Source organism: Parabacteroides faecis, from assembly GCF_014647375.1.
Lineage (GTDB): Bacteria > Bacteroidota > Bacteroidia > Bacteroidales > Tannerellaceae > Parabacteroides > Parabacteroides faecis.
In genome coordinates, this window is sequence record NZ_BMPB01000020.1 from 1 (window position 1) to 22,236 (window position 22,236).

Consider the following 22,236-nt stretch of genomic DNA (forward strand, 5'->3'; position numbering starts at 1 on the left):
GCTCTCCAATAACGGGGCAAAAGCTCCGTCCTTACCCAACAAGGGCTTGCCAGCCTTGAGCTGTTCGATTGCCTTGTTCTTGATCCTTTCAAAATCAAATTCTTCACTCATAAAAAAACTCTGTTAGCAAAGTTAATACTTTATTTGTTTGCTTTGCTGACACAGTTTAAATTACAGCCTCAACAAATCACATGCTTTAACTAGCTGTAATTCAATAATATACATGGTGTGGTTTGAATAATCCTACTTATTAGACTGGAAAAATACAGTAAACCCCTATCAGCATTTACTGGTAGGGGTTATATATTAAGCTCTCTAAAGTATCTTTTCTATTCAATAGTATTGTCTATTTTCTTCAATATCCAGATAATTTACAAAGTCTATAATACCGTATTCTCTATCTTCTCCTTTAAGATCACCTAGATAAATAGTACCATCTGTATTAATAGTCGGCTTCTCCTTTATATGGTTAATGTAACCTTTAGCATTTTGAGTATCAAAGTAAATATCCTGTGAAGGCTGGAAGATTATATAGTATTTACTATTGCGTTTAGAGAAATAACCCAGATAAATAGTTTGCCCAGTACTAAATGTTACTACTATGATGGAAGTTTTACCTTCTCCAAAAATCATAATCTTATCTACTGCCTTATGTACTAGATTATACTTTTCTACCTCATCAGTAATACTATCTACTATACTAGAATCCTCACTAGCTTTATTGATATTCTTAATTCTGGATTCATTAGAATGAATGAGCTTTTCCAGTCTATCAATTTCTTGCTGATATTTACCCACTTCCTTATTGATTACTTCTATTTCTTTCATCTTATTGATATAAAGAGTGGGCATATTAGGAAACTGGCTCTTTATTTCAATGGCTGTATCTACTATTATGTTTGCTTTAGTAGTAAGTTCAGCCTGTTTACCATCTAAAAGAAGAATCTGCTGCTTATATGATTCTATTTCAGCCAGTAAAGGTTCTATCTTTTCCTGTGCTTTACCTGCTGCCAGTTCCTTATAGAAGAATGTTTTCACTATATTCCATATAATAGTTTCTAGTTTAGTAGTTATAGTTTTACTATTACAAAGACTACCATCAATATGTTTATTACTACAACGGTAATATTGGTAGTTATTACTATAAGCATATCTTCTGCCACATTTAGGACAAACTATTAATCCTCTTAATAATGGCAAATATTTAGTACCCGTACTATTACTTCTATTTGTTCTGGCTTTTGTTTGTTCTTTAGACTGCTGATATATATCTGCGGTTATAATAGCAGGAACGTCTATAGATACTGATTCTATTGGTTTTCTGTATGTTTTACCATTTTTAGGCTTTTCACTCTTTATATGGTATTCAGCTTTTCCCATATAAACAGGATTATCTAGTATAGTTCTTATACTATTTTGAGTCCATTTGTTTTTCTTCTTACTCAATATTCCTTCTGCATTAAGGATTATAGGAATCCTATAAGTCGAATACCCATCTATTGATAATTGGAATATACGCTTTATTATTTCTGCTTCTTCTATGTTTATAGATAGTCTTTTTGTCAGCTTATTATAATCATAACCATAGGGAGCTGTAGAAGCATAACTATGACCTTCTTTTAATATCTTATGTCTTTTGCCAGATAAAGTTCTGGCTTTTAAAGTTATTGCTTCTTGTTCTGCTATTGTTGCTGTTATGGCTATAACTAAGTTGGCTTGATCATTTTTTGTTCCATCCCTATTTAATGTATGCAGGTTCTCTTTATAAGAATAAATACATATTCCCTTATTAGTAAAATCCTCAATTTGTTGCTGTAGATAAATGGAACGTCTACTAAGCCTACTTATTTCCCAAACTAGAACAATATCAATATCCTGTTTGGTTAGTTTTCTTAGTTTCTCAAATTCTGGTCTATCATTATTAAAGCCCGATTCTTTTTCTTCAAATACATAGACTACTTCTATGTCATTTTTACTAGCATAGTCTCTTAATTCATTTGTCTGCTTACTATAGTCTTGCATTTCTGTAGATACCCTACTATAAATTGCACCTCTCATATAATTAGTTGTTATATTATTTGATACAAAGGTAATTATATTACATGTATGTGCAAATGTTTTTACTTCGTTCGACAACCATCGAATAATTATACGACAGTTGTCGAACGAATAGAGAACAACTGCCGTATGAATACTTATTTAAACCCAACGGTAGTTTACATTCAGACATTAATCATCCAACTCTCCCTGATTCCGCATGTGCTTGCCATCGCAGAAGGGTTTGTTCTGTGAAAGACCGCAACGGCATAACGTAACACGGTTGCGCACCGGATAGACACGTCCGTTTTCGTCTTCTATAGGAATACCGCCTTTCACCCAGATAGGACCGTGTACGCTGGCAGGGACATCTTCCAGGATGCTGATACCTTCGGGCAGTTCGGGTTCAATCCGTTTACCATCTTTCGTAACGGCTGTCAGCCGACCACTGGGGCAGTTGGCGCACTGTTGTTTTACTATTTCAATCGTATCCTTCGAGTCACCCTCCTCCACCTGTTGCCAGGCAGTACCGTGCGTATCGCAGAAACGGGCTACCGCACAAAGGCTTTCGGCATCCAACATATCGATCACTTTGCCTTCATAAAGGACAGACATTTCATCGTACGAATCGTGACTGGCCGTCGTATCTCCTTTAAAGCCAATCTTTTTATGCGTTCCGTCGCAGAAAGGTTTGTTGTGCGAGCCACCGCAGCGGCACAGATGATATACGCCTTCAACGGAATACTTTTGTATTTCCTTATAACCGGTGGAAGCTCCTTTCCGGTCGCCGATATAACGTAACTGATTCACCGGGACATCCCCGATCACTTCGTAAGGTCCGTTTGGGAGAACCTTGATTTTCTTTTCACTATTAGATTCCATCACCTAAGTTGTTTTAATTTTATGTACTATTTATTAAACAACGTGGATTTCAGTTTGTTTAGTCAAACCTTCCGGAAAATCAAGCCATCCGCTAAAATCCCAGTCCAAGCTCGAACATGAAACGGAAACTATCGGTCGAACCGAACCATGAATACTTCGTCGTGACCTTGTTGATCAACGTCAGCCATACCCCTCCTCCGTACGAGGTATGCCACCTTTTCGATTCTTCACCCGGGAACCAGACACGGCCGTAGTCGAACCCGGCAAACACTCCGTACTTCAAAGGGGTGAACGGATTCTTAAGTTTCCCCATATCCAACCGGATATCCGAATATTGGTAAAAAGCCTGTTTCCCGATAAAACGGTTATCCCGGTAACCGCGTAGCTCGGTGGATGCCGCCTGGTAGAATTCATATTTATTGTTGAAGAGCAGTTTACATTTCGCCATCGTCGCCCAGGTCAGACGATCGGTAATCCGTACGTCCAGTTCCATAGAAGCACCGGCATAAGGAAAATTACGTCCGGCATCCCTCAGATTCATCATCCAACCGGCTGTTACAGCTCCACCGATCCGGGGGATAAAAGAAGAAAGCTCTTTCTCCGTCTCCAGCGTAGCTCCCAGGTCGAAGAAGTAGTTATTCTTGAAAATCCGGTGATCTTCGGGATAATACAGGTTGATGAAACGGTCGCTCGTTTCCTTCGCCTTGAACATTTCCAGCGAAGTTCGAACAGTCAGCTTTTCATTCTTTCCGAAATTGAGCAGAAAAGAAGGCGACAGTTTGAACTCGCGGATATGGACACGGTTGTAATTTTTCTTCGCTTCCTTATATCCGTCCGTATTATTCCCGAAACCGAAAAAGTTATAGAAGTTCCTCTTCGAACTGATTGTCGCCTCTATATTGAACGATTTCTTTCCGTCGTAAGAAGGAAAAATCCCCTGGTACATGAACCCTTGCAGGTAATTATACCCGACACGGTGCTGGTAAGTAAACGGCGAACGTTTAAAGCCATACATCGTATAGGTAAAAAATGTGCCGAGACTGAATCCTTTATCCGAGTCGTAAATCCCCCAGGGTGTGAGTGACATTTTATGATATTTGATCTTATTGTAGTCATACTGATGTATTTCCGGTATATCCGAAAAAACTTTACGGGCATGAGGAATGGAGTCTAACCGGGCCTTTTCCGACTTATACTCGTAAATCCGTATATGATGACCCGGGTCCAGCCGATAACTATTCTCACCGCGACCGGCGATCAAGAAGACGGGCATTTCTTTCTTTGCTTCTCCGTTCACTTCAAAACGGTCGTCACCTTCAAGACCGTATAGCCAAAGTTCTTTGGTCTTTTTACGGCTATATTTCCGGTCGAACACCAGTCGGTCTGTCTCTTTATCGTAGATGCGGATAAACAAACTGTCGGGATTAGTACGATCGACGACGAAACGGTCAGAACGGTTGCTTCCCGTCAGAACCGGAGTCCGCTGCAACTGATCGAAATAAGCCGTTGCTATCTCCTCCAGCCTATCCCGTCTCTGTTTCACGATCGCGCTGATCCGTTCGATCTCCTTATCCTCTATTCCCTTCGGCAAACGCGAGAAAGCATCGTCTATCACCGAATCGGTCAGTGTCCCGCGGATAAATCGGGCCTGCTGCATCCATACATCGGCATCACTTTGGGAAGCCAACGCCATATCCAAAGAAAAACCCAAGGCGTTCTCTTTGCGGACGCTTTTCAGCGAAGGATCGTAATTAACAATGAAACCCAGACCCAACACCCGGAGCATTTGTTTGAACAAAACGCCGTCAACCTTCGTAAAAGCATGGTTACGGTCGATGACGATCGGGTCGAAGGTTAGGCTATCGCCCTGCCGACGCGCTATCCAGTTCCAGTTTTCGGGTATCTTATTCCAGTCACCTATCACCATATCCAACAAACGTTCGCGGATATAAAGTTCCTGATTCACCTGATAATTCTTATCCGTCCGGATAGTATCCAGCAAATCTTCTGTCAGGAGAATATTCGGGCGGGTATTAAAATCGGGCACATCGATGACACTGACCAGCTTATTTCCGATAGGCGTTCCATCCGCCACTGTATCGGTTGTGGAATACTCGGGCAAGTAAAAGATCCGCGAATTATTTGAGTTCAGCCCCGACGAACGCGCCAGATAATCGGCAGAGATAAAGGTAAACGGATTGATAATAGTATAGGCATCGCCGATGAACTGGTCCAGATATGTATTTCTGAATACTTGTTTGCTATAGACTTCCTGGAAGAATTTCGATTCGAGGAAGGTAGTATATCCGCCTAGCGGCTTCAAAAGACATAACTGTGCCTGATCGTTTTCCAGAAGTAATCCCTGGAAATCAGTCGCCTGCTCCATCACCTTCATCCCACCCCAAAGCGTTTGCAGGGTGACGGCAGGCACGGTGATCGGGATAGAATATAATTTCCGATAATGTTCTCCCCAAAGCATCTTATAAAAATCACTTTTCTCAGTGGCCGACGACGGGTAGATCGATTTCCGAACCAGCGAATCGCCTTCGGTCATACCGGCACTGTCGACCGGCAACAATAGATCCGCAGCCGCCTCCGGAGACGGAAAAAACAGCAGGACCAACAATAATATATAGTAACAGACAGTATAAACATGTAATTTCATCATCTGCAAACTGAATCACAATTATATTCAAACAAGTAACACCTGTATATTTACATAACAGAGCAGGCATTCAACTTGTTTTACTCATAACGCCTGGCAGCCTGATCCAGTTTTTTTTCGTATTTTAGCAGACAAAAAACGAATCCTTTAAAAAGAGAAGCTTATGAGTTTTGCTGGCCATGTTTTCGATATGATACGAAGGAACAAAGAAGATCGGGAGATGCTCAGACAGCTCCGTGACCGGGGAAAAGACACCCGTGCAAAGTATGCTTCACAACTCCCGGACATCAGTGCCGAAGAGTTCGACCGGATCAACCGGCAGGTGAAAGAACGCGAACAAGATGAACAAAAGTACTTCTTACAAATAAAATATGTGATTTTACTGGCTGCCCTTGCCGCCTTTATCTTATTATGGATCATATTAAAAGTATTCTCTTTCTGATATCACTATAACTTCGCCTGGTGGGAAGAGATTTCACCCAACCGCTACGCCATCGTCCACCGCAAAGGGGCCACTCCTGCCGAAAAAGAGTAAAAGAGAGTAATCTACGAAACATCTTATATAATGTAAAACCAGCAAGATCGGACAAATAGAAACCGTAAAAGTTTCTTACATTTGTCGTCCAGGCTAAAAAGACTCTATTTTAATGAACAAACATAGTTTTACCGAATCTTACGACACATGCCCCGCCCTGCTGACAGAGGGTGCTATCGTCGAAAGATTACGCCACGAATACCGGATCTCCCTGGACGAACAGATCGTCCACGCCGGATTGATATACGACGAACAACATAAGCAACAACTGGCTGCCATCTACAGCCAGTATCTGGATATCGCGGAAAGCTCGCGGCTCCCTCTCCTGCTGATGACCCCTACCCGGAGAGCGAATAAAGAACGGATTGCCGCATCGGTATTCAGGGACAAAAATATCCTGGCGGACAATGTCGCCTTCCTTTCTGAGCTAAGGGACCGGTACACGGCTCCGGTCTATATCGGCGGACTGACCGGATGCCGGGGAGATGCTTACAGCAACCGGAAGTATTTTTCCATTGAAGAGGCTTTCAGCTATCATCTTCCTACGCTCCTTGATTTCAAAGAGTCCGGAGTCGATTATCTGTTTGCCGGCATCATGCCTGAACTGACCGAAGCAACCGGCATGGCCAAGGCGATGGAGACAACCGGTTTGCCCTACATCATCAGCTTTATGATCGGACGCAACGGCCGACTGATGGACGGAACGTTCATCCACGAAGCAATCGAGGCTATTGATAAACAGACCTCACGCCCTCCCGTCTGCTATATGGCGAACTGCGTGCATCCGGATGTCCTCTTTGAAGCTTTGTCGCATCCGATGAACGATACGGAACTGGTGAGAACGCGCTTCAACGGCATCCAGGCGAACGCATCCAGTCTCAGTCCCGAGGAACTGAACGGTTGCTCCTGCCTGCAATCGTCGACCGCCGCCGAACTTTCAGACCGCCTTATGACTTTATTATGGGATTTCCCGCTGAAAATCTGTGGCGGTTGCTGCGGAACCGACGGCTCGCACCTGAAAGAGTTTGCCGATATCCTGTCGCGCCGCGCCGGATAGTTTCATTCACCCGGCACCACCTTCAAGGCGGTTGTATGCTTGATCTCGTTCAACACGAACGAACTTTGCATCTTGACGATACCATTTACTTTGGTAAGCTTGTTAAAGACAAACTGGTCGTATGCGGCCAGGTCTTTAACAACCACCTTGAGAAAGAAGTCGTAGATGCCGCCGATCGAATAACATTCCATCACCTCGTCGATCTCTTGTATCTCTGCTTTGAACCGCTGGATATGCTCATCGTTGTGCACCGCCAGCGAGACGTTGCAGAAAACCACGAGCGGAAGTCCTACCTTCTTATTATCCACCAGGGCGACATAATTCCTGATATAGCCTTCTTCTTCCAGCCTTTTCACCCGTTCGTAGACAGGCGTTTTAGAGATATTCAGCTCCGCCGAAAGCTCTTTCATATTCACTTTGGCATTATTCTGCAAAGCCTGTAAAATTTTAATATCGATCTGATCCAGTATTGCCATAGTATTTTTTCCTATTTTCGTTGTAAAAGATATTCCCAAAACACACATTATCCTGTATAGAATCCAAATATAGGAATAATTCCTTATTTTCAACAAATACACAGAACCTATTTACTTAATACATATATTTGCGGAACCATTTTCCTCCATTGTTAATAGAAATTCATAAAAATATGGCAAAGAATAATCTGACTTACTGGTATCATCTGATCGCAATCATCACGGTTATTATCTGGGGTACGACTTTCGTTTCGACAAAAATCCTGATTCATAACGGGCTGTCTCCTGTCGACATTCTTTTCTACCGTTTCGCGCTGGCTTATGTCTGCATCTGGTTTATTTCGCCCAAGGTGCTGTTCGCTAGGAGCAAACGGGATGAACTTATGTTCGTAGCCGCCGGGCTTTGCGGGGGATCGATCTATTTTATTACCGAAAATACGGCGCTGGGGATCACGCTGGCTTCAAACGTGTCGCTCATCATCTGCACCGCTCCTATCCTGACGGCGTTTCTTTCGCTCCTGTTTTACCGCGGGGAGAAGATCAAACCGAATCTAATCTACGGCTCGGTCATGGCGCTGATCGGGGTGGCGTTTGTCGTGTTCAACGGTAGTTTTCTACTGAAGATCAATCCACTGGGGGATATGTTAACGCTGATCGCAGCGTTGATGTGGGCGTTTTACTGCCTGATACTGAAACAGATGGGGAACCGGTATCCGACATTGCTGATTACCCGGAAGGTGTTTTTCTACGGGCTTGTCACATTAACCCCGATGTTCCTGCTCCATCCCCTAAATACGGATACGGCGATACTCTTCCGCCCGGTCGTTGCAGCTAACCTGCTGTTTCTGGGTGTGGTAGCATCGATGCTTTGTTACATCATGTGGAACACGGCAGTCAAAGAGCTGGGTCCGTTCCGCACGGCCAACTATATCTATATTGTCCCGCTGGTGACGCTGATCACTTCCGCCATCGTGATCGACGAAATCATCACGGTGATCGCCCTGATCGGATCGGTCTTTATCCTGAGCGGGGTTTATATTGCGGAGAGGGGATTTCATTTTAAAAGAAACAAGGGATAAATAAATATTCGTTTCATGTATCATCATAGTCTTAAAATCTTGCCTGATAATAAAAAATAAGGCTTTAAGCATGCTGAAAACAAATAATGGTTATCTTTACGAGACTAAGATTAATCATAAAAAAATATCTTAACTATGAACGAATTGCAATTAATCCAAAGTAAGATCTATGAAATAAGAGGTCAAAAAGTGATGCTGGACAAAGATCTAGCGGAGTTATACCAGGTTACAACCGGAAACCTGAATAAAGCAGTTCAAAGGAACATTAAGCGTTTTCCCGTTGATTTTATGTTTCAGTTAACAAAAAGCGAGTTTGAAGAACAAAACTTGATATTCCAAAATGGAACATCAAGATGGGGTGGAACTCGTAAGTTTCCCTTTGCTTTTACAGAACAGGGATTAGCTATGCTTTCAGGAGTACTCAATTCGGACATCGCGATACAGGTAAATATAAATATTATGCGTGCTTTCGTTGCTGTCCGCCAAAAATTAATTATGCCCCCTATCGATAAGTTCACAGTACTTAAGCAGGAAATAAAAGACCTGAAAGAATATATCGAAGAGACGTTCACCGACTACAACGACATCAACGAAGATACCCGGATACAACTTGAATTAATCAATAAAACACTGGCTGAATTGCAAGTACAAAAGACACTATCAGATAAGCCACGTAACCCGGTAGGCTTTGTGAAGCCAAAATAATTTACTCATAGAAACGTACGGGGATAGTGTATCTTACCCGAATAACCTTTCCCCGACGTTTAGCTGATTTCCATTTAGATACCTTCTTCATCCAAGCGTTCGGACGAAGAGGAACGGATTACTTCAGTGCCTCAACCACCTGCGGCAGCATCGTCCAGATAGCGTTTTCGCACTGTGCTGTGTAGAAATTACCATCTATCTCAGATTTTTCGTCGGTAGCCTGGGCAGACTGGATGGCAGGCTTTGCCAACGGGTGAACGGCCACTTTCTTTCCTTTCGCAACGCCTGCGATCTCAAACATCATCGCGGCGGCACAATGTCCGATCATGATCTTGCCTTTATCACCAAAGGCTTTGATAACGGCCAGCATATCCTGGTTGTACTGCTTGCCGGCATTTTCGCTGAACACCGGAACGGCATCGCCGCAACCGAACACCAGCGCATCGAACTCGTCCTCATGCCCTTTCAGGTTGGCTATCACATCATCCACGATCAGCTTGATACCTGAATTTGTCTTGATCTCTGCCGTCTCGGCAACAGCAAACACCTTATAAGAAATTCCGTTTTCAAAAAATGCTTCCAGATACTGGAACAACCCTGATCCGTTCACCGGATTTACTGCTAAAACTGCTACTTTCTTTGACATAATTGTAATTATTAAGTGAAACAATAGTTACCTTTCGTAAGTTTATTACCTTTGTGCAGCAAATGTAGACGATCCGGGCGAAAGAAACAAGAACGCACCTCGGAATAAGCTACTTACACGCAGGTAACCATTATTGAGTTTCAACTTCATACGAAAAGAAAGAAAATGAAAAATTTTCATCCTACAGGAAATTGCCCGGTCCGGGACGTCCTCAGCCGACTTGGCGACAAATGGTCGATGCTGGTCCTGACTACACTGAGTGCGAACGGCACGATGCGTTTCAGCGACATCCACAAGACCATCGACGATATCTCGCAACGGATGCTGACCGTCACGCTCCGTACCCTCGAATCCGACGGCCTTGTGCACCGCAAAGTCTATCCCGAAGTGCCGCCCCGCGTGGAATATTGCCTCACGGAAATGGGCACGACACTCATGCCTCATATCCAGAACCTGGTAGATTGGGCACTCGGACATATGGACGAGATTCTGACCAGCCGGGAGACGGTTAAAGGATAAACAAGTATGAAAATCAATCTTTTCCCTAAAACGGCCACCGCTACGGAGAAGCCCCTATTGCCTTGCCGGAAAAAAGAATACATGCCTTGCAAAAAGAGGATACATCCTTTTGAAAAATAGGGTGCATGCTTTTCGGAAAAAGGGTGCATGCTTTTTGAAAAGAGGGTGCATGCTTTTTCGATAAAGGGTGCGGACCTTTTGCGCAAGGGAAAAATAGGGTTTTATCCGAAAATATAGAGACAGTTGCTTTCAGATGCGGATCTTGCCGATCAACTCCCGGACGACCGTTTTCAAAGATTCCGGCGCGATGATCTCCGCCCGGTCGGCAAACGACAGGTACCAGTGGCCGAACTTGTCGAGCGAATAGGTCCGGTATTTCTGGACGAAGTACTCCCCGTCCGCCACCTCCTCATAAAGTCCGTAAGTGTATTTGGAAACTTCCGTATCGCGTGCCACGTCACGGTGGACACGGAGCGTCACTTCGACCTCATCCTCTACATCATAGATCCGGGGGATCAGCTCGTCGAGCGGAAGATGCTCCTCCTCGAAACCGTTTTCGCCCAGACAGAGGTGGACGATTCTGCCGAGATGGAAGGTGCGGTAATCCCTCCTCAACTTACACCAGGCGAGGACATACCAGATGCCGCCCATGAAGAACATACCCTGGGGTTCGATCGTGCGGTGGGTGACCTGGTAGTTGTAGCCCGCCTTGTAGGTCATGACGAGCTGTTTCTTGTTCAGCAACGCCTTCATAAGGGTTTGCAGGACGTTGGCAGAGGCGGTGCGCGTATTCTGGTGGATACCCGAGATACGGATATAGGGGTCGAAATGATGGAGGATATCCTTGTCGGCCGTCCGCAGCACGGCACGTATCTTGTCCATCCCGCTGCGGAATACATCGTAGGTATCGCCGTCGGTCTGATGGCGGACAAGTTTCTCCGCCACGAGAAAAGAGAGGGCCTCGTCGATCGTGAACATCAGGGGTGGCAGCTTGAAACCGTCCACCAGCGAGTAACCCAGCCCAGCCTCGCCGCCGACAGGGATCCCCGACTCTTCCAGCGAACGGATGTCGCGATAAACCGTCCGGAGACTTACACCGAACTGATCCGCTATCTCACGTGCGGTGACGACCGGGCGGGATTGCAGCTTGACCAGTATAGCGGATATTCGTTCCAGGCGGTTCATTGTGTGCGTTTGTCGGATTGATTGGTGACAAAGATACAACTTTTACGTTACCGGCAGCGGGATCAGCAGATCATCGCCCGGATAGAAGCCGGGATAAGGCGGATGATACAGATGCCCTCTCCCGTCGGTCCTTCGGGTGAGTATTCGTTCATCCAGTCTTGCCAAAGTTCGCGTTTCAATGCTTCGTCGGTGATGATCTCGGCTTTGCCTGCGATCTGGACCTGTCCGCTCTCCATCGTGGCGTACATCACTTCACAGCGCGGATCCAGGCGGAGGTTCGCTAATTTCTGACAGCTGGCTTCTGTCGCAAAATGGAGTTGCTGCAAGGTCTGGCCTGCCAGGTTGTTGAGCCCCGAAAGGCGTGGTCCCGTCTCCGGATTGTTGGTGGCAACGATGCCATATTCAAATCCCCGGATGAACTTTTCCGCTTCTTCCACCTGCTCTTTCGTCATCCCCGCAACTTCCCCTAAATAAAACAATTTCATTTCCATCTTCGTAGTTTTTTAATGTTAATATTTGAACTGTGAAGCAAAGGTATGGGGAGGCGGTGACAACAGTATGTCAGCAGGGAAGAGATTATTTCGATAGTAAAAAACATTTTATTTCGATGGTGATGAAAAAAAGAGAGGAAAAGATAGAGTATATCACAATAAGTATTTATATTTGTAACCCATAGGTTACATTATAAAACCTAGAGGTTATATTAATAAACACTAGTTAACACATTTGTCATTATGGAAGCATCTATCATTGAAAAAACAGAGAAAGCTAGATTTAATGTCATGTTATTACAGATAATCAGTTTTGGATTTTGGATGGCCGGAGGGATTTTAATTCAATTTCCTTTCAGTAAACCTGTTATTATTATATGTAGTGTAATGTCGGCTATTTCCGGCTTATTATTCTGTTATGCAACGTTTAAGAACCTGTTCCTCAGCCGGGAGATCAAGAACAATAAAGAGTTATTCTATGCTCTAAGTAACGAAATGTACAAAAGTTTCGATTACAAAGCCCGAACCAGTGGCTTATTCTCCACACTTATAAGCGTAATACTTATTTATTTGCTGGATGATTATATCCATTTGCCGGTCAAGATGTACTGTTTAATCCTTCTGTTCATCGCCGTTATTACGGTAGGTGTACATCGGTTGATTCTATATAAATAATAGTCAGATGGAAAACAAAGAACTAATTAATAAAATAAAAGTCTACCGGGCGATAAAAAAGATCAGCCAGGAAGAACTGGCCATTGCCATCGGGGTTACCCGCAAAACCATAAATACCATCGAAACAGGTAAATATATCCCTTCAACTATCCTCGCATTAAGGATCGCCCGATATTTTAACGCTCCCGTCGAAGCTATCTTTGAGTTGAATGAAAACGACGAGGCCACTTGATCATACTCCGAAAACCGAACAATTTTCAGATAAATGAAAGGTCTCCTTCTTTTTTATTTCAAAGGATATAGAGTTTTCCTTTTTATTATGTAAGTTTACAACTCAAACCATAAATCTAAAATCGTATGCTTGATAATACTCAAATTGATAGAATATTTAAGAAGTTAAGAAAGATATATCCTATAATAACAGGAACAGCAATCGGACTATTTTTATCAGGGAATATTGTTCCTATACCTCCCAATTTCCCTTATAGTCACGGGATATGGGGAGTTATGGGAGTCTGCATAATTATCCTGATCTCCTTCATTTTCTCCTATCTGAGCTACGTGATTAAAAAAAAAATCGGCCTCCTGCAAAAGAAAGACGGCGAGGCATAGAATTAAGCTATCATTCAATCCTCTTTTCATCAGAAACATCTATACAAAACTACGGTTTATTTCAAAAAAGGTAGTCGTTTTGTACAAATAAGATCCAATTACACACCCAAAACAATATTAGCATCAATATGTAATTTCCGGCTTATATCTCTGGCTACCTTTAATGTCGGTTCACATTTACCGGAAAGATACTCACTAATCCGGGAAGGACTAACACTCAACAACTCTGAGAGCTTTGTCTGGGTAAGATTCATTTCATACATACGAAGCTTAAGTACATCTACCAGAAGAGGGGTTTCCACTGGAAAATGTTCTTCTTCGTAATCGGCTACTAAGTCCGAAAGCAAATCCAGTTCAAGGAAATTCTTGTTATCAGTAGGTGTATTGTTATTTACAACCTTCAGCAGTTCTTCTATTCTTGCACAGGCTGCATCATACTGTTTTTTATCTTTTATCTTTGCCATATTTATCTACAGTTTAAAGTGTGTCCCACTAATGCAAAATACTATATCTTAGAACAGTCTATTTTATCGTATTCATTATGTGTGCCTATAAAGCGAATGAAAACTTTTCTGGCAGCAAATAATATGATAGCAACCAATCTATAGTCATTACCTTTTATATTAAAAACAAATCGGTCATTACCCACAAAATCAACACTATTGAATGTTTGCTTTACATCTGCCAGGCATAACCAATCGCTTCTTTCCGTCTTTTTATACCAATCTTTCAAAGCGACATCTGCATCAGCATGTTTCTTAGAATATTCTCTTATGGCTGCAAATGTGATTATTCTCATGATTAATTATTTGCGACAAAGCTACTCACTTTATTCCAAATAACAAAATATTTTTCCAATATACAAAAGCGCTTTCCCTTAAGAGTAGAGATTATCCCTCAAAGAGTATTTAATTCTATTTTTTATATACATTTGCGAATCGACATAACCATATACATAAATCATCTTATTATGAACGACAAATTAAACATTCTCTGGACAACCGACAATAAAGACACCATATTCAATATGTTATCGATGTACACCCTCAACTCCAAAAAGAGAGGCTGGTGGAAAGAAGTGAACGTGATCCTTTGGGGAGCCTCCGTTAAACTCGCCGCCCAGGATACGCAGGTGCAGACGGAAATCCTGGAAATGCTTCAAGCAGGCGTCACCGTCGAAGCCTGCCAGGACTGCTGCGAAAGGTTCGAAGTGAAGCCAATCATCGAGAAACTGGGTGTTACCGTCAGATACATGGGAGCCCCGCTAACCGAATATCTCAAGAACGGAGAAAAAATATTGACCCTTTAACGGGCAACATATCCTTATACAACTCTCTTTATTTTATACACCGAAATACACAACATTATGGAACCTCTGATTTTAAAAGACAAAAACGTTTTCCCCACTAATGAAGTCATCGCCGACGTTCTGGAGGCAAGTTTTCCCGCATTCGAAGAATTCAGCGCATCAGCCGCAGCCGCCGACCTGACACTCGAGTGGAACTATTACAACGACGGGAAGGCCTGGTTATGCAAAGTCCTGTCAAAGAAGAAAAACCTTGCCTGGCTGGTCATCTACCAGAGCTTTTTCAAAGTCACTTCCTACTTCACGGAAAAACACCTGGACCGTATCGCCGGGATGGAAATTACGGAAAGTATCAAAGAAGAATTCTACCGGGCCAAACCCAGCGGAAAACTCATCCCTATGACTGTTGCCATCACCGAAAAAGAGCAGGTGAAGGATGCCTTATCGATGATACTTTTCAAAAAAGGATTAAAATAGACGCATATGCAACCCAACGAAATCATAAAGAAACATATCGCCCCCTGCGGACTTCACTGCGGGGGCTGCTTTGCCTTCACATATTCGCCAGTCCCGTTTGGGAAATCAGATTAAAATCAAGTACCTTTGCCTGCATGGAAAAGTTAGTAATTGTTGGATGCGGACGGCTCGGAGGTATCGTGGCCGACGCTGTAATCAAAGGCATTTTGCCCGAATATGAGTTAGTGGGGGTCTATTCCCGCACAGTCTCCAAAGCAGAAAACCTGGCTGCCCGGATGCAACAACACGGGAAACCTTGCCGGGTATGTGCGACCATCGAAGAATTGCTTGCCCTGAAGCCGGACTATCTGGTGGAAGCCGCCTCGCCTGCCGCCATGAAAGAGCTGGCGTTGCCTGCACTGAAAAACGGCACTTCCATTGTCACCCTTTCGATCGGGGCGCTGGCCGACGACCTCTTTTATCGCGAGGTAGCGGAGACAGCCAAGGCAAACGGCACCCGTGTCTACCTGGCCTCCGGGGCTACCGGCGGCTTCGATGTATTGCGGACTGCCGCCCTGATGGGAAACGCCACCGCCCGTTTTTTCAACGAGAAAGGCCCTAACGCCCTGAAAGGAACCGCCGTCTACGATGAATCGCTGCAAACGGAACAGCGCGTCGTCTTCTCCGGAAATGCGGTGGAAGCCATCCAACTCTTCCCGACGAAAGTCAATGTTACGGTAGCGGCCTCGCGGGCTTCGGTAGGACCAGCGAACATGGAGGTGACAATGCAGTCCACCCCCGGATTTACGGGCGATACCCAGCGGGTAGAGATCAGGAACGATCAGGTGCATGCCGTCATCGACGTCTACAGCACAACGGCAGAGATAGCAGGATGGTCAGTAGTGAACACCCTGCTCAATATCACCTCACCCATCGTATTCTGAGAGGTTAGCCAGTACTTTTTCGCTCAGGCGGTCGAACGCCTGGCGTGTACGGCCGGTCGACACCTGCATGCAACGTACGTGCGGATGGCTCAACAACTGGGCACCGCCCAAAGCACCTGCAGTATCGCAGAAACAAAGGTTGTCGCCTTCCAGCCACTTCACAAACGGAGTCTCGTCCCAGGCGGGAGACAACCCCGTATTGAACAATATCTTTTTATTACCGAGCTGCTTAAATTCCGCTTCATGCAGCAAGACCGTGTTCTTATTCAGGCAGCAGCAAACCACTTCACTTTGTGCCAGCAGCTCACCCAGTGGCAGGAAACGGTAACCTTTCCTACATGCCTCTTCCTTCTCGCTCCGGGCGAAATAGGCGACATCGGCACCGAAGAACTTCAAGGCATCGGCAATCATCCCACCGGACTTACCCAGCCCGACGATCCCCACTTTCAATCCGGTGATCTCGCGAGGCATTTCATCCCATGCCTCCTGTCCGAAGCCGTGCAGGCAACGAACCAGCTCGCTGATAACATACTCCACCACCCCTTCGTCGCCATAATCGCGGATACCGGTCACAACAATCCCCCGTTCGTTAGCATAGCGGATATCGACATTGGCGCTCTCCGGCGAGTAAAGGGAACAGCACATCCCGATATAGCGGACATTCGGGCATTTCTCCAGTGCCGCCCGTTCGATCCGGGAGGTGTAACTCAAAAGGACAGCGTCCGCATCCCCGATACGGGCAGCCACCTCTTCATCCCCCGCGGGTATGTCATCGTACATAACTACTTCTTTCGCAAAATCTTGCAATTTCTTTTCTGCTGACGGAATCAGGCTTACAGGCTCTATCGCCACAAGTTTATTGAACATGAATATTTCTGCTTATTTGTTTCCTCACAAAATTAATCCTTTTCGGTAAGAAACAAAAGACTATTTCCATCCATTCTTCCTTTCTCTCCCCTATTTGCGCATCTGTTATGCTACCGGGAAGCATCTGTTATGCCTCCGAATAGCATCTCTTTCCCGGAAATTCCATATCTCGAAAACTTATCTTATCTTTGGAAACATGGAAACAAAGCAAGCAACAATCAACCGGATCAACATCGTGATCGACTGTAAGGACGCGGGCCTCATGGCCTCCTTTTACAGCCGCCTCCTCAACTGGCAGTGGACACACCCGCAGGCAAACGTCTGGTCGGCCATCACCTCTCCCACCGGCATGGTCATCGCCTTCCAGGAGATAGAAGAATACGAACCGCCCGTCTGGCCCTGGCAAGAAGGGAGACAGGGACAAATGCTCCACCTCGACTTCTACGTCGACGATCTGGAGGAAGCCGTCCGCCACGCCCTCAGCCTGGGAGCCAGCTTGGCAGGCGAGCAATACTTCAAAACTTCCCGTACACTGCTCGACCCCTCCGGCCATCCTTTCTGCCTGGATACGGACGAACCGGAATAACCTTTCCAACCCTACCGCCATGAAAAATAAGAATTTGAACGAAATGAGTAACGAAGAACTCTGGCAACTGTTCCCGATCATCCTCTCGGCACACGACCGGGACTGGCCCAATCGTTACGAAACAGAAAAAGACCGCCTCGTGAAAGCCATAGGAGCGGAAAACATCGTCCGCATCAGCCATATCGGAAGCACATCCGTACCGGGACTGACAGCCAAACCGACGATCGACATATTGCTGGAAATACAACTGGAAACCGACCTCATCCGCCTCATCCCGACCATCGAAGCGGAGGGTTACATCTATTCCCCCCAACCCGGGAATCCGCCTCCTCATATGATGTTTATGAAAGGCTATACCCCCGAAGGCTTTAAAGGTCAGGCCTTCCACCTCCACATAAGATACTCCGGCGACTGGGACGAACTCTATTTCCGCGACTACCTTCTCTCCCATCCCGACACGGCGCAAGCCTACGGAGAATTGAAAGTCAAACTACAAAAAGAGTACGAACATGACCGCGACGGCTACACCGATGCAAAAACCGGTTTCATCCGCGAAATAACGAACCGGGCAAAAGAACAAGTCTGAATTTGGCCGGATTGGACAACTCCCGGTCAGTATAGATTGCCTACTTTTGTCGCTAAAGAATCAGAAGCATGCGAAGCAGTACCGAAAATATCTATCAGGAAAAGGTGAACCAGGTAATCGATTACATCAGCGCTAACCTGCACCAGCCGTTACAACTGGACGTTATAGCCGGAAGGATCTGTGTATCCCGGCGGCAGTTGCTCCGCATCATGCTCTCCGCCCTCGACGAATCCCTCTATGCCTACATGGCCAGGCAGCGGATGGAACGGGCCATCATGTATATGCAGACGGAGGAGATGACGCTTGCCGAACTGGCCGCGCGGGTAGGCTACGACAATCCGCAATCGTTCTCGAAAGCCTTCAGGAAGCTGTTCGGAATCTCGCCGAAAGCCTATATCAACGGGTTGAACGCCCGCTTGCAGGAATATGTGAAAAGCAGCGGTGGCAAATACGAAACCGTCCCTTCGGAAATCTGCGAGGAGGAAGACCTAAATCTGATTTATATCCGCATCGTGGGACAATACGGGGAGGAAAAGCCTTACGAAACGGCCTGGAACAAGCTGATAAAGTTCCTGGAAGAAAAGCAGGCACTATCCGCCGCCACCCGCTTCATCGGCCTGAGCTTCGACGATCCGAATGTCACCACAGCCGGACAATGCCGCTTCTACGCCTGTGCAACGGTGGATAAGCCGGTCGAAGCGGCAGGCGTCTTCGGCACACTCCGGCTGCGGAAAGGGAAATATGCCGTTTATACGTTGAAAGGCAGTTATTCCAGCCTGCAGGAGTTTTACAACAACATCAGCGTCAGCTTCAACCACACCATCCGCCACGGGATGCCTTTCGAGGAATACATCCATTACACCGGGACGGACAGCGAAACGGCTCTAACCAAGATTTACATACCCATAAAATAAGATCATCATGGAAACGAAATACATCACCCTGACGAAGGAAAACATCGCAACCGAACATATCTGCTGCGCCTTCTCCGACAAGAAATGCAAGGAAAGTTACGAGCTGAAAAAGGAATGGCTCAGGAAAGAGTTCGATAACGGATACGTATTCCGCCGTCTCGACGAACGCGCCAAGGTATTTATCGAATATGTTCCCGCCGAAAAGGCATGGGTTCCCGTCGATGCCCCCGGTTATCTGATGATAAACTGCTTCTGGGTTTCAGGGCAGTACAAAGGATGCGGGCACGGAAAGGCCCTGTTGCAATCCGCCATCGACGATGCCAGGGCACAGGGAAAGGCGGGGCTGGTCACCGTAGCGGGCACCTCCAAGTTCCATTTTATGAGCGACACCAAATGGCTTTTGCGCCAGGGTTTCCAAACGGTGGAGAAGCTGCCTGACGGTTTCAGCCTGCTGGCTTTGAAAATCGACTCCGAAGCCCCTGACCCGTCGTTCAGGGCAAGCGTGCGAAGCGGGGAATGCGAGGAGAAGAACGGCGCGGTCGTCTATTACACCAACCGTTGCCCGTTCACGGAATTTCATGTACGCGGTACGCTGGCAGAGATGGCCGAAAGGAAAGGTATACCGCTGAAAATCATTAAATTGGAGACGATGGAACAGGCACAGGACGCTCCTACCCCGGCTACCCTGTTCACTCTTTTCTACAACGGGAAGTTCGTTACGACCGACGTCAGCGTATGTATGGAGAAGCGGTTCGAGAAGATTGTCGGAATTTGATCGCCCGTCTGCCAGCAGACGGGTTACCCAAACAGGCCGGCAGGCGACTCCAATTCGAGCAGCAGCTTCTTCGCCGGAAGACCTCCGGCATAACCTGTCAGTTGGCGGTTGCTGCCGATAATACGATGACAGGGTACAAAAATTGAGAGGGCATTCGCACCGTTAGCCGCCGCCACCGCACGCACTGCCTTGGGATTGCCCAGGCGTTGGGAAAGCCCGGCGTACGACTCGGTCGCTCCATAAGGGATCTTCAATAGTTCATTCCAGACCTTTTTCTGAAAATCGGTTCCGGCAAAAAGCAGGGGGATATCGAAAAAGGTACGTTTATGGTCGAAATATTCGTCGAGCTGGGTGATCGCTTCTTCGATCGTCGCGGATCCGCCCTCCTCATATCCGGCATGCAATTCTTTCTGAAGCCGGGCGTCGATCAACTTTCTACGCCCCTCATCCTGCCAGTCGCACAGGCATAGTTTATCACCGTATGAACCGATAATCAATTTTCCGCAAGGGGACTGATAGTATTGTATCCGGATCGTTTCTTCCATTTGGGTATCGTATTTATTTGTATGACAGCAAATCTACAAACTTTACAGGGAGGAAACAACAGGATAACAGGTGTTTTCATACATTTTAAGTTATAGGGAAACTGTCCGTTGTTTCAACAAAAAAGATACATTGCCCGGATAGGATACATGAATTTTCCAGATAAAAGACATTTGTAATCTGCATAAAAAGAAAAATCCTCATAAACCTAAGTTTACAAGGACTTCTTATACTCTGCGGAGAGATAGGGATTCGAACCCCAGGAACCTCTCAGTTCAACGGTTTTCAAGACCGCCGCAATCGACCACTCTGCCATCTCTCCAGTACGTTTTGCTATCGTTTTCTCTCGATTGCGGTGCAAAGGTAGTGATTATTTTTATATCTCCTAATCTTTGGAGAGATTTTTTTCTTTTTACGCTAATATTTTTCTTTTAACCGCAAGGGATGGGAGTTGTATCCGTTTTATTGCTATTTTTGTATTCTATAATTATCAATGAAGTAATAAGTTTTATATGAGAAAGTTGAAAGATTTATTCCTGATTTCAGTCGTGTTGCTGCTCGTCAGTTGCTCCATGTCTGCCAAATCGGATAAAAACGAAACGGGAGGTGTCGCTGCTCAGGGCGAAGTGGTCGTTCTGAACAAGGCAGATTTCCTGACCAAAGTATATAATTACGAAAAAAATCAATCGGAATGGGTGTACGAAGGCACCAAACCTTGCATCGTGGATTTCTATGCCGACTGGTGCGGCCCCTGCAAGAAAGTATCGCCGATCCTGAAGGAACTGGCCGGAGAGTATAAGAACGACATCATCATCTATAAGATCAACGTCGATAACGAAAAGGAACTGGCCGCCGCTTTCGGCATACAGAGCATCCCTACCCTGCTGTTCATCCCGGCAAAAGGAAAACCGCAGATCGCACAGGGCGCGCTTTCAAAGGAACAGTTCGTTGAACAGATCAACGGATTCCTGCTGGGTAAAAAGTAATTTTCAGCCACGTGGTTATATCATTCCACGTGGTTTCAACCATAAAAAAAGAGGGCACCTCAACGAGATGTCCTCTTTTTTATTTGGCATTGAGCGAATTATTCAGCGCTTTCTGCTGCGGGAGCTTCTTCTGCAGGAGCGTTGGCTGCTGCTTCTTCAGCTGCCTTTGCTGCAGCAGCTGCTGCTAATTCTGCTTTCTTTTTAGCTACTTCTTCAGCTTTTGCCTTGTTAGCTTCTTTTTCAGCGTCCATACGAGCTTTTTCAGCAGCCTTAGCTGCTTCGCTGTCTTTAGACTTTACTGCTTCAACAGAAGCCTGTTTGTTTTTCAACCAAGCCTGGAACTTTGATTCCGCTGCTGCTTCGTCGAATGCACCTTTCTTTACACCTTCCAGTAAATGCTTTTTCATGCATACACCTTCGCGTGACAGAATGTTGCGAGTTGTGTCTGTAGGCTGTGCACCTACCTGTAACCAATACAAAGCTCTTTCGAAGTTCAAATCTACTGTAGCAGGATTAGTGTTCGGATTATAAGAACCTATCCTTTCAATAAACTTTCCATCACGTGGAGCCCTGCTGTCTGCGACTACGATCTGATAAAAAGCGTAGCTTTTGCGACCGTGTCTCTGCAATCTAATTTTTGTTGCCATGTTTGAATAATTAATTTAAGCTGTTTGTATTAGCGGGTGCAAAGATAAGTTGTTTCGATTCA

General features: G+C 45.5%; 27 protein-coding genes, 1 tRNA gene and 1 pseudogene. 15 read left to right on the plus strand and 14 right to left on the minus strand.

The window, feature by feature from the left end:
* The 4 genes and pseudogenes from IEY67_RS23660 to IEY67_RS23675 all read right to left on the minus strand — a co-directional run.
* Nucleotides 1-111: pseudogene (locus tag IEY67_RS23660) on the minus strand (transposase); the annotation flags it as partial.
* A 222-nt stretch (nt 112-333) separates the two neighbouring features.
* Complete coding sequence (locus IEY67_RS23665; RefSeq protein ID WP_183671742.1) at nt 334-2,058, minus strand: recombinase family protein; 1,725 nt, start codon at nt 2,056-2,058, stop codon at nt 334-336.
* Nucleotides 2,059-2,229: 171 nt separating this feature from the next.
* Complete coding sequence (locus tag IEY67_RS23670; protein ID WP_122354019.1) at nt 2,230-2,919, minus strand: CDGSH iron-sulfur domain-containing protein; 690 nt, start codon at nt 2,917-2,919, stop codon at nt 2,230-2,232.
* A 91-nt stretch (nt 2,920-3,010) separates the two neighbouring features.
* The gene (locus tag IEY67_RS23675) at nt 3,011-5,587 is read right to left on the minus strand and encodes a hypothetical protein (RefSeq protein WP_229801188.1); all 2,577 of its coding nucleotides are present in this window, start codon (nt 5,585-5,587) and stop codon (nt 3,011-3,013) included.
* A gap of 160 nt (nt 5,588-5,747) precedes the next feature.
* Here IEY67_RS23675 and IEY67_RS23680 point away from each other — a divergent pair, with 160 nt between their 5' ends.
* A complete protein-coding gene (locus IEY67_RS23680; RefSeq protein ID WP_122354020.1) occupies nt 5,748-6,026 on the plus strand; it encodes a hypothetical protein in 279 nt (92 codons plus the stop codon).
* 205 nt (nt 6,027-6,231) lie between these two features.
* Nucleotides 6,232-7,176: a homocysteine S-methyltransferase family protein gene (locus tag IEY67_RS23685; protein ID WP_183671743.1), complete on the plus strand. Its 945-nt coding sequence runs from the start codon at nt 6,232-6,234 to the stop codon at nt 7,174-7,176.
* Between the two features lie 2 nt (nt 7,177-7,178).
* Here the strand turns inward: IEY67_RS23685 and IEY67_RS23690 are convergent, their stop codons facing one another.
* A complete protein-coding gene (locus IEY67_RS23690) occupies nt 7,179-7,652 on the minus strand; it encodes an Lrp/AsnC family transcriptional regulator (RefSeq protein ID WP_122374501.1) in 474 nt (157 codons plus the stop codon).
* Between the two features lie 173 nt (nt 7,653-7,825).
* Here IEY67_RS23690 and IEY67_RS23695 point away from each other — a divergent pair, with 173 nt between their 5' ends.
* Nucleotides 7,826-8,731 (plus strand): DMT family transporter, encoded by a 906-nt coding sequence (locus IEY67_RS23695; protein WP_122354022.1) that lies wholly within the window; start codon nt 7,826-7,828, stop codon nt 8,729-8,731.
* A 135-nt stretch (nt 8,732-8,866) separates the two neighbouring features.
* Nucleotides 8,867-9,436, plus strand: a complete 570-nt coding sequence (locus IEY67_RS23700) for an ORF6N domain-containing protein (protein WP_183671744.1) — start codon at nt 8,867-8,869, stop codon at nt 9,434-9,436.
* 118 nt (nt 9,437-9,554) lie between these two features.
* On the opposite strand, the gene IEY67_RS23705 is transcribed toward IEY67_RS23700, so the two are convergent.
* Nucleotides 9,555-10,082, minus strand: a complete 528-nt coding sequence (locus tag IEY67_RS23705; protein ID WP_122354024.1) for a DJ-1/PfpI family protein — start codon at nt 10,080-10,082, stop codon at nt 9,555-9,557.
* Nucleotides 10,083-10,247: 165 nt separating this feature from the next.
* On the opposite strand from IEY67_RS23705, the gene IEY67_RS23710 reads away from it, so the two are divergent.
* On the plus strand, nt 10,248-10,601 hold the full coding sequence (locus IEY67_RS23710) for a winged helix-turn-helix transcriptional regulator (protein WP_183671745.1): 354 nt from the start codon (nt 10,248-10,250) through the stop codon (nt 10,599-10,601).
* Nucleotides 10,602-10,850: 249 nt separating this feature from the next.
* Here IEY67_RS23710 and IEY67_RS23715 read toward each other — a convergent pair whose 3' ends face one another.
* Together IEY67_RS23715 and IEY67_RS23720 are read right to left on the minus strand one after the other, a co-directional pair.
* The gene (locus IEY67_RS23715) at nt 10,851-11,786 is read right to left on the minus strand and encodes a helix-turn-helix transcriptional regulator (RefSeq protein ID WP_183671746.1); all 936 of its coding nucleotides are present in this window, start codon (nt 11,784-11,786) and stop codon (nt 10,851-10,853) included.
* 62 nt (nt 11,787-11,848) lie between these two features.
* Nucleotides 11,849-12,277: a pyridoxamine 5'-phosphate oxidase family protein gene (locus tag IEY67_RS23720; RefSeq protein ID WP_122361663.1), complete on the minus strand. Its 429-nt coding sequence runs from the start codon at nt 12,275-12,277 to the stop codon at nt 11,849-11,851.
* 243 nt (nt 12,278-12,520) lie between these two features.
* On the opposite strand from IEY67_RS23720, the gene IEY67_RS23725 reads away from it, so the two are divergent.
* Complete coding sequence (locus IEY67_RS23725; RefSeq protein WP_122354028.1) at nt 12,521-12,952, plus strand: hypothetical protein; 432 nt, start codon at nt 12,521-12,523, stop codon at nt 12,950-12,952.
* A 7-nt stretch (nt 12,953-12,959) separates the two neighbouring features.
* Nucleotides 12,960-13,184: a helix-turn-helix transcriptional regulator gene (locus tag IEY67_RS23730; protein ID WP_122354029.1), complete on the plus strand. Its 225-nt coding sequence runs from the start codon at nt 12,960-12,962 to the stop codon at nt 13,182-13,184.
* 478 nt (nt 13,185-13,662) lie between these two features.
* On the opposite strand, the gene IEY67_RS23735 is transcribed toward IEY67_RS23730, so the two are convergent.
* Together IEY67_RS23735 and IEY67_RS23740 are read right to left on the minus strand one after the other, a co-directional pair.
* On the minus strand, nt 13,663-14,028 hold the full coding sequence (locus tag IEY67_RS23735; protein ID WP_075558127.1) for a helix-turn-helix domain-containing protein: 366 nt from the start codon (nt 14,026-14,028) through the stop codon (nt 13,663-13,665).
* Nucleotides 14,029-14,069: 41 nt separating this feature from the next.
* Nucleotides 14,070-14,363: a type II toxin-antitoxin system HigB family toxin gene (locus tag IEY67_RS23740; protein ID WP_122354031.1), complete on the minus strand. Its 294-nt coding sequence runs from the start codon at nt 14,361-14,363 to the stop codon at nt 14,070-14,072.
* Between the two features lie 171 nt (nt 14,364-14,534).
* Here IEY67_RS23740 and IEY67_RS23745 point away from each other — a divergent pair, with 171 nt between their 5' ends.
* The 3 genes from IEY67_RS23745 (at nt 14,535) to IEY67_RS23755 (ending at nt 16,270) form a co-directional block, all read left to right on the plus strand.
* Nucleotides 14,535-14,873 carry a DsrE family protein gene (locus IEY67_RS23745; RefSeq protein ID WP_075560046.1) on the plus strand — a complete coding sequence of 113 codons (339 nt, stop codon included), beginning with the start codon at nt 14,535-14,537 and terminating at the stop codon, nt 14,871-14,873.
* A gap of 57 nt (nt 14,874-14,930) precedes the next feature.
* Entirely contained in the window at nt 14,931-15,347 is a 417-nt protein-coding gene (locus tag IEY67_RS23750; protein ID WP_122374507.1) for a DUF3788 family protein, read from the plus strand.
* Nucleotides 15,348-15,481: 134 nt separating this feature from the next.
* Entirely contained in the window at nt 15,482-16,270 is a 789-nt protein-coding gene (locus IEY67_RS23755; protein WP_183671747.1) for an aspartate dehydrogenase domain-containing protein, read from the plus strand.
* Here IEY67_RS23755 and IEY67_RS23760 read toward each other — a convergent pair.
* Nucleotides 16,253-17,137 carry a D-isomer specific 2-hydroxyacid dehydrogenase family protein gene (locus IEY67_RS23760; RefSeq protein WP_183671748.1) on the minus strand — a complete coding sequence of 295 codons (885 nt, stop codon included), beginning with the start codon at nt 17,135-17,137 and terminating at the stop codon, nt 16,253-16,255. The genes IEY67_RS23755 and IEY67_RS23760 overlap by 18 nt on opposite strands.
* Before the next feature lie 196 nt (nt 17,138-17,333).
* Between IEY67_RS23760 and IEY67_RS23765 the strand changes: the two genes are divergently transcribed.
* From IEY67_RS23765 to IEY67_RS23780, 4 genes are all read left to right on the plus strand, one after another.
* A complete protein-coding gene (locus IEY67_RS23765) occupies nt 17,334-17,723 on the plus strand; it encodes a VOC family protein (RefSeq protein ID WP_183671749.1) in 390 nt (129 codons plus the stop codon).
* 19 nt (nt 17,724-17,742) lie between these two features.
* The gene (locus IEY67_RS23770) at nt 17,743-18,309 is read left to right on the plus strand and encodes a GrpB family protein (protein WP_183671750.1); all 567 of its coding nucleotides are present in this window, start codon (nt 17,743-17,745) and stop codon (nt 18,307-18,309) included.
* Between the two features lie 68 nt (nt 18,310-18,377).
* Nucleotides 18,378-19,223: an AraC family transcriptional regulator gene (locus IEY67_RS23775; RefSeq protein WP_183671751.1), complete on the plus strand. Its 846-nt coding sequence runs from the start codon at nt 18,378-18,380 to the stop codon at nt 19,221-19,223.
* 7 nt (nt 19,224-19,230) lie between these two features.
* The gene (locus tag IEY67_RS23780; RefSeq protein ID WP_075558137.1) at nt 19,231-19,998 is read left to right on the plus strand and encodes a GNAT family N-acetyltransferase; all 768 of its coding nucleotides are present in this window, start codon (nt 19,231-19,233) and stop codon (nt 19,996-19,998) included.
* Nucleotides 19,999-20,021: 23 nt separating this feature from the next.
* On the opposite strand, the gene IEY67_RS23785 is transcribed toward IEY67_RS23780, so the two are convergent.
* Together IEY67_RS23785 and IEY67_RS23790 are read right to left on the minus strand one after the other, a co-directional pair.
* On the minus strand, nt 20,022-20,543 hold the full coding sequence (locus IEY67_RS23785; protein WP_183671752.1) for a methylated-DNA--[protein]-cysteine S-methyltransferase: 522 nt from the start codon (nt 20,541-20,543) through the stop codon (nt 20,022-20,024).
* 235 nt (nt 20,544-20,778) lie between these two features.
* A tRNA-Ser gene (locus tag IEY67_RS23790) sits at nt 20,779-20,863 on the minus strand.
* 190 nt (nt 20,864-21,053) lie between these two features.
* Between IEY67_RS23790 and trxA the strand changes: the two genes are divergently transcribed.
* Nucleotides 21,054-21,527 (plus strand): thioredoxin, encoded by a 474-nt coding sequence (trxA, locus tag IEY67_RS23795; RefSeq protein ID WP_122354041.1) that lies wholly within the window; start codon nt 21,054-21,056, stop codon nt 21,525-21,527.
* 98 nt (nt 21,528-21,625) lie between these two features.
* Here trxA and IEY67_RS23800 read toward each other — a convergent pair whose 3' ends face one another.
* The gene (locus tag IEY67_RS23800; protein ID WP_122354042.1) at nt 21,626-22,174 is read right to left on the minus strand and encodes a 30S ribosomal protein S16; all 549 of its coding nucleotides are present in this window, start codon (nt 22,172-22,174) and stop codon (nt 21,626-21,628) included.
* Nucleotides 22,175-22,236: the final 62 nt, after the last annotated feature.

Coding starts and splice junctions, on each gene's coding strand:
- IEY67_RS23665 (WP_183671742.1), bottom strand. CDS start 2,058: ATGAGAGGTGCAATTTATAGTAGGGTATCTACAGAAATGCAAGACTAT.
- IEY67_RS23670 (WP_122354019.1), bottom strand. CDS start 2,919: ATGGAATCTAATAGTGAAAAGAAAATCAAGGTTCTCCCAAACGGACCT.
- IEY67_RS23675 (WP_229801188.1), bottom strand. CDS start 5,587: ATGATGAAATTACATGTTTATACTGTCTGTTACTATATATTATTGTTG.
- IEY67_RS23680 (WP_122354020.1), top strand. CDS start 5,748: ATGAGTTTTGCTGGCCATGTTTTCGATATGATACGAAGGAACAAAGAA.
- IEY67_RS23685 (WP_183671743.1), top strand. CDS start 6,232: ATGAACAAACATAGTTTTACCGAATCTTACGACACATGCCCCGCCCTG.
- IEY67_RS23690 (WP_122374501.1), bottom strand. CDS start 7,652: ATGGCAATACTGGATCAGATCGATATTAAAATTTTACAGGCTTTGCAG.
- IEY67_RS23695 (WP_122354022.1), top strand. CDS start 7,826: ATGGCAAAGAATAATCTGACTTACTGGTATCATCTGATCGCAATCATC.
- IEY67_RS23700 (WP_183671744.1), top strand. CDS start 8,867: ATGAACGAATTGCAATTAATCCAAAGTAAGATCTATGAAATAAGAGGT.
- IEY67_RS23705 (WP_122354024.1), bottom strand. CDS start 10,082: ATGTCAAAGAAAGTAGCAGTTTTAGCAGTAAATCCGGTGAACGGATCA.
- IEY67_RS23710 (WP_183671745.1), top strand. CDS start 10,248: ATGAAAAATTTTCATCCTACAGGAAATTGCCCGGTCCGGGACGTCCTC.
- IEY67_RS23715 (WP_183671746.1), bottom strand. CDS start 11,786: ATGAACCGCCTGGAACGAATATCCGCTATACTGGTCAAGCTGCAATCC.
- IEY67_RS23720 (WP_122361663.1), bottom strand. CDS start 12,277: ATGGAAATGAAATTGTTTTATTTAGGGGAAGTTGCGGGGATGACGAAA.
- IEY67_RS23725 (WP_122354028.1), top strand. CDS start 12,521: ATGGAAGCATCTATCATTGAAAAAACAGAGAAAGCTAGATTTAATGTC.
- IEY67_RS23730 (WP_122354029.1), top strand. CDS start 12,960: ATGGAAAACAAAGAACTAATTAATAAAATAAAAGTCTACCGGGCGATA.
- IEY67_RS23735 (WP_075558127.1), bottom strand. CDS start 14,028: ATGGCAAAGATAAAAGATAAAAAACAGTATGATGCAGCCTGTGCAAGA.
- IEY67_RS23740 (WP_122354031.1), bottom strand. CDS start 14,363: ATGAGAATAATCACATTTGCAGCCATAAGAGAATATTCTAAGAAACAT.
- IEY67_RS23745 (WP_075560046.1), top strand. CDS start 14,535: ATGAACGACAAATTAAACATTCTCTGGACAACCGACAATAAAGACACC.
- IEY67_RS23750 (WP_122374507.1), top strand. CDS start 14,931: ATGGAACCTCTGATTTTAAAAGACAAAAACGTTTTCCCCACTAATGAA.
- IEY67_RS23755 (WP_183671747.1), top strand. CDS start 15,482: ATGGAAAAGTTAGTAATTGTTGGATGCGGACGGCTCGGAGGTATCGTG.
- IEY67_RS23760 (WP_183671748.1), bottom strand. CDS start 17,137: ATGTTCAATAAACTTGTGGCGATAGAGCCTGTAAGCCTGATTCCGTCA.
- IEY67_RS23765 (WP_183671749.1), top strand. CDS start 17,334: ATGGAAACAAAGCAAGCAACAATCAACCGGATCAACATCGTGATCGAC.
- IEY67_RS23770 (WP_183671750.1), top strand. CDS start 17,743: ATGAAAAATAAGAATTTGAACGAAATGAGTAACGAAGAACTCTGGCAA.
- IEY67_RS23775 (WP_183671751.1), top strand. CDS start 18,378: ATGCGAAGCAGTACCGAAAATATCTATCAGGAAAAGGTGAACCAGGTA.
- IEY67_RS23780 (WP_075558137.1), top strand. CDS start 19,231: ATGGAAACGAAATACATCACCCTGACGAAGGAAAACATCGCAACCGAA.
- IEY67_RS23785 (WP_183671752.1), bottom strand. CDS start 20,543: ATGGAAGAAACGATCCGGATACAATACTATCAGTCCCCTTGCGGAAAA.
- trxA (WP_122354041.1), top strand. CDS start 21,054: ATGAGAAAGTTGAAAGATTTATTCCTGATTTCAGTCGTGTTGCTGCTC.
- IEY67_RS23800 (WP_122354042.1), bottom strand. CDS start 22,174: ATGGCAACAAAAATTAGATTGCAGAGACACGGTCGCAAAAGCTACGCT.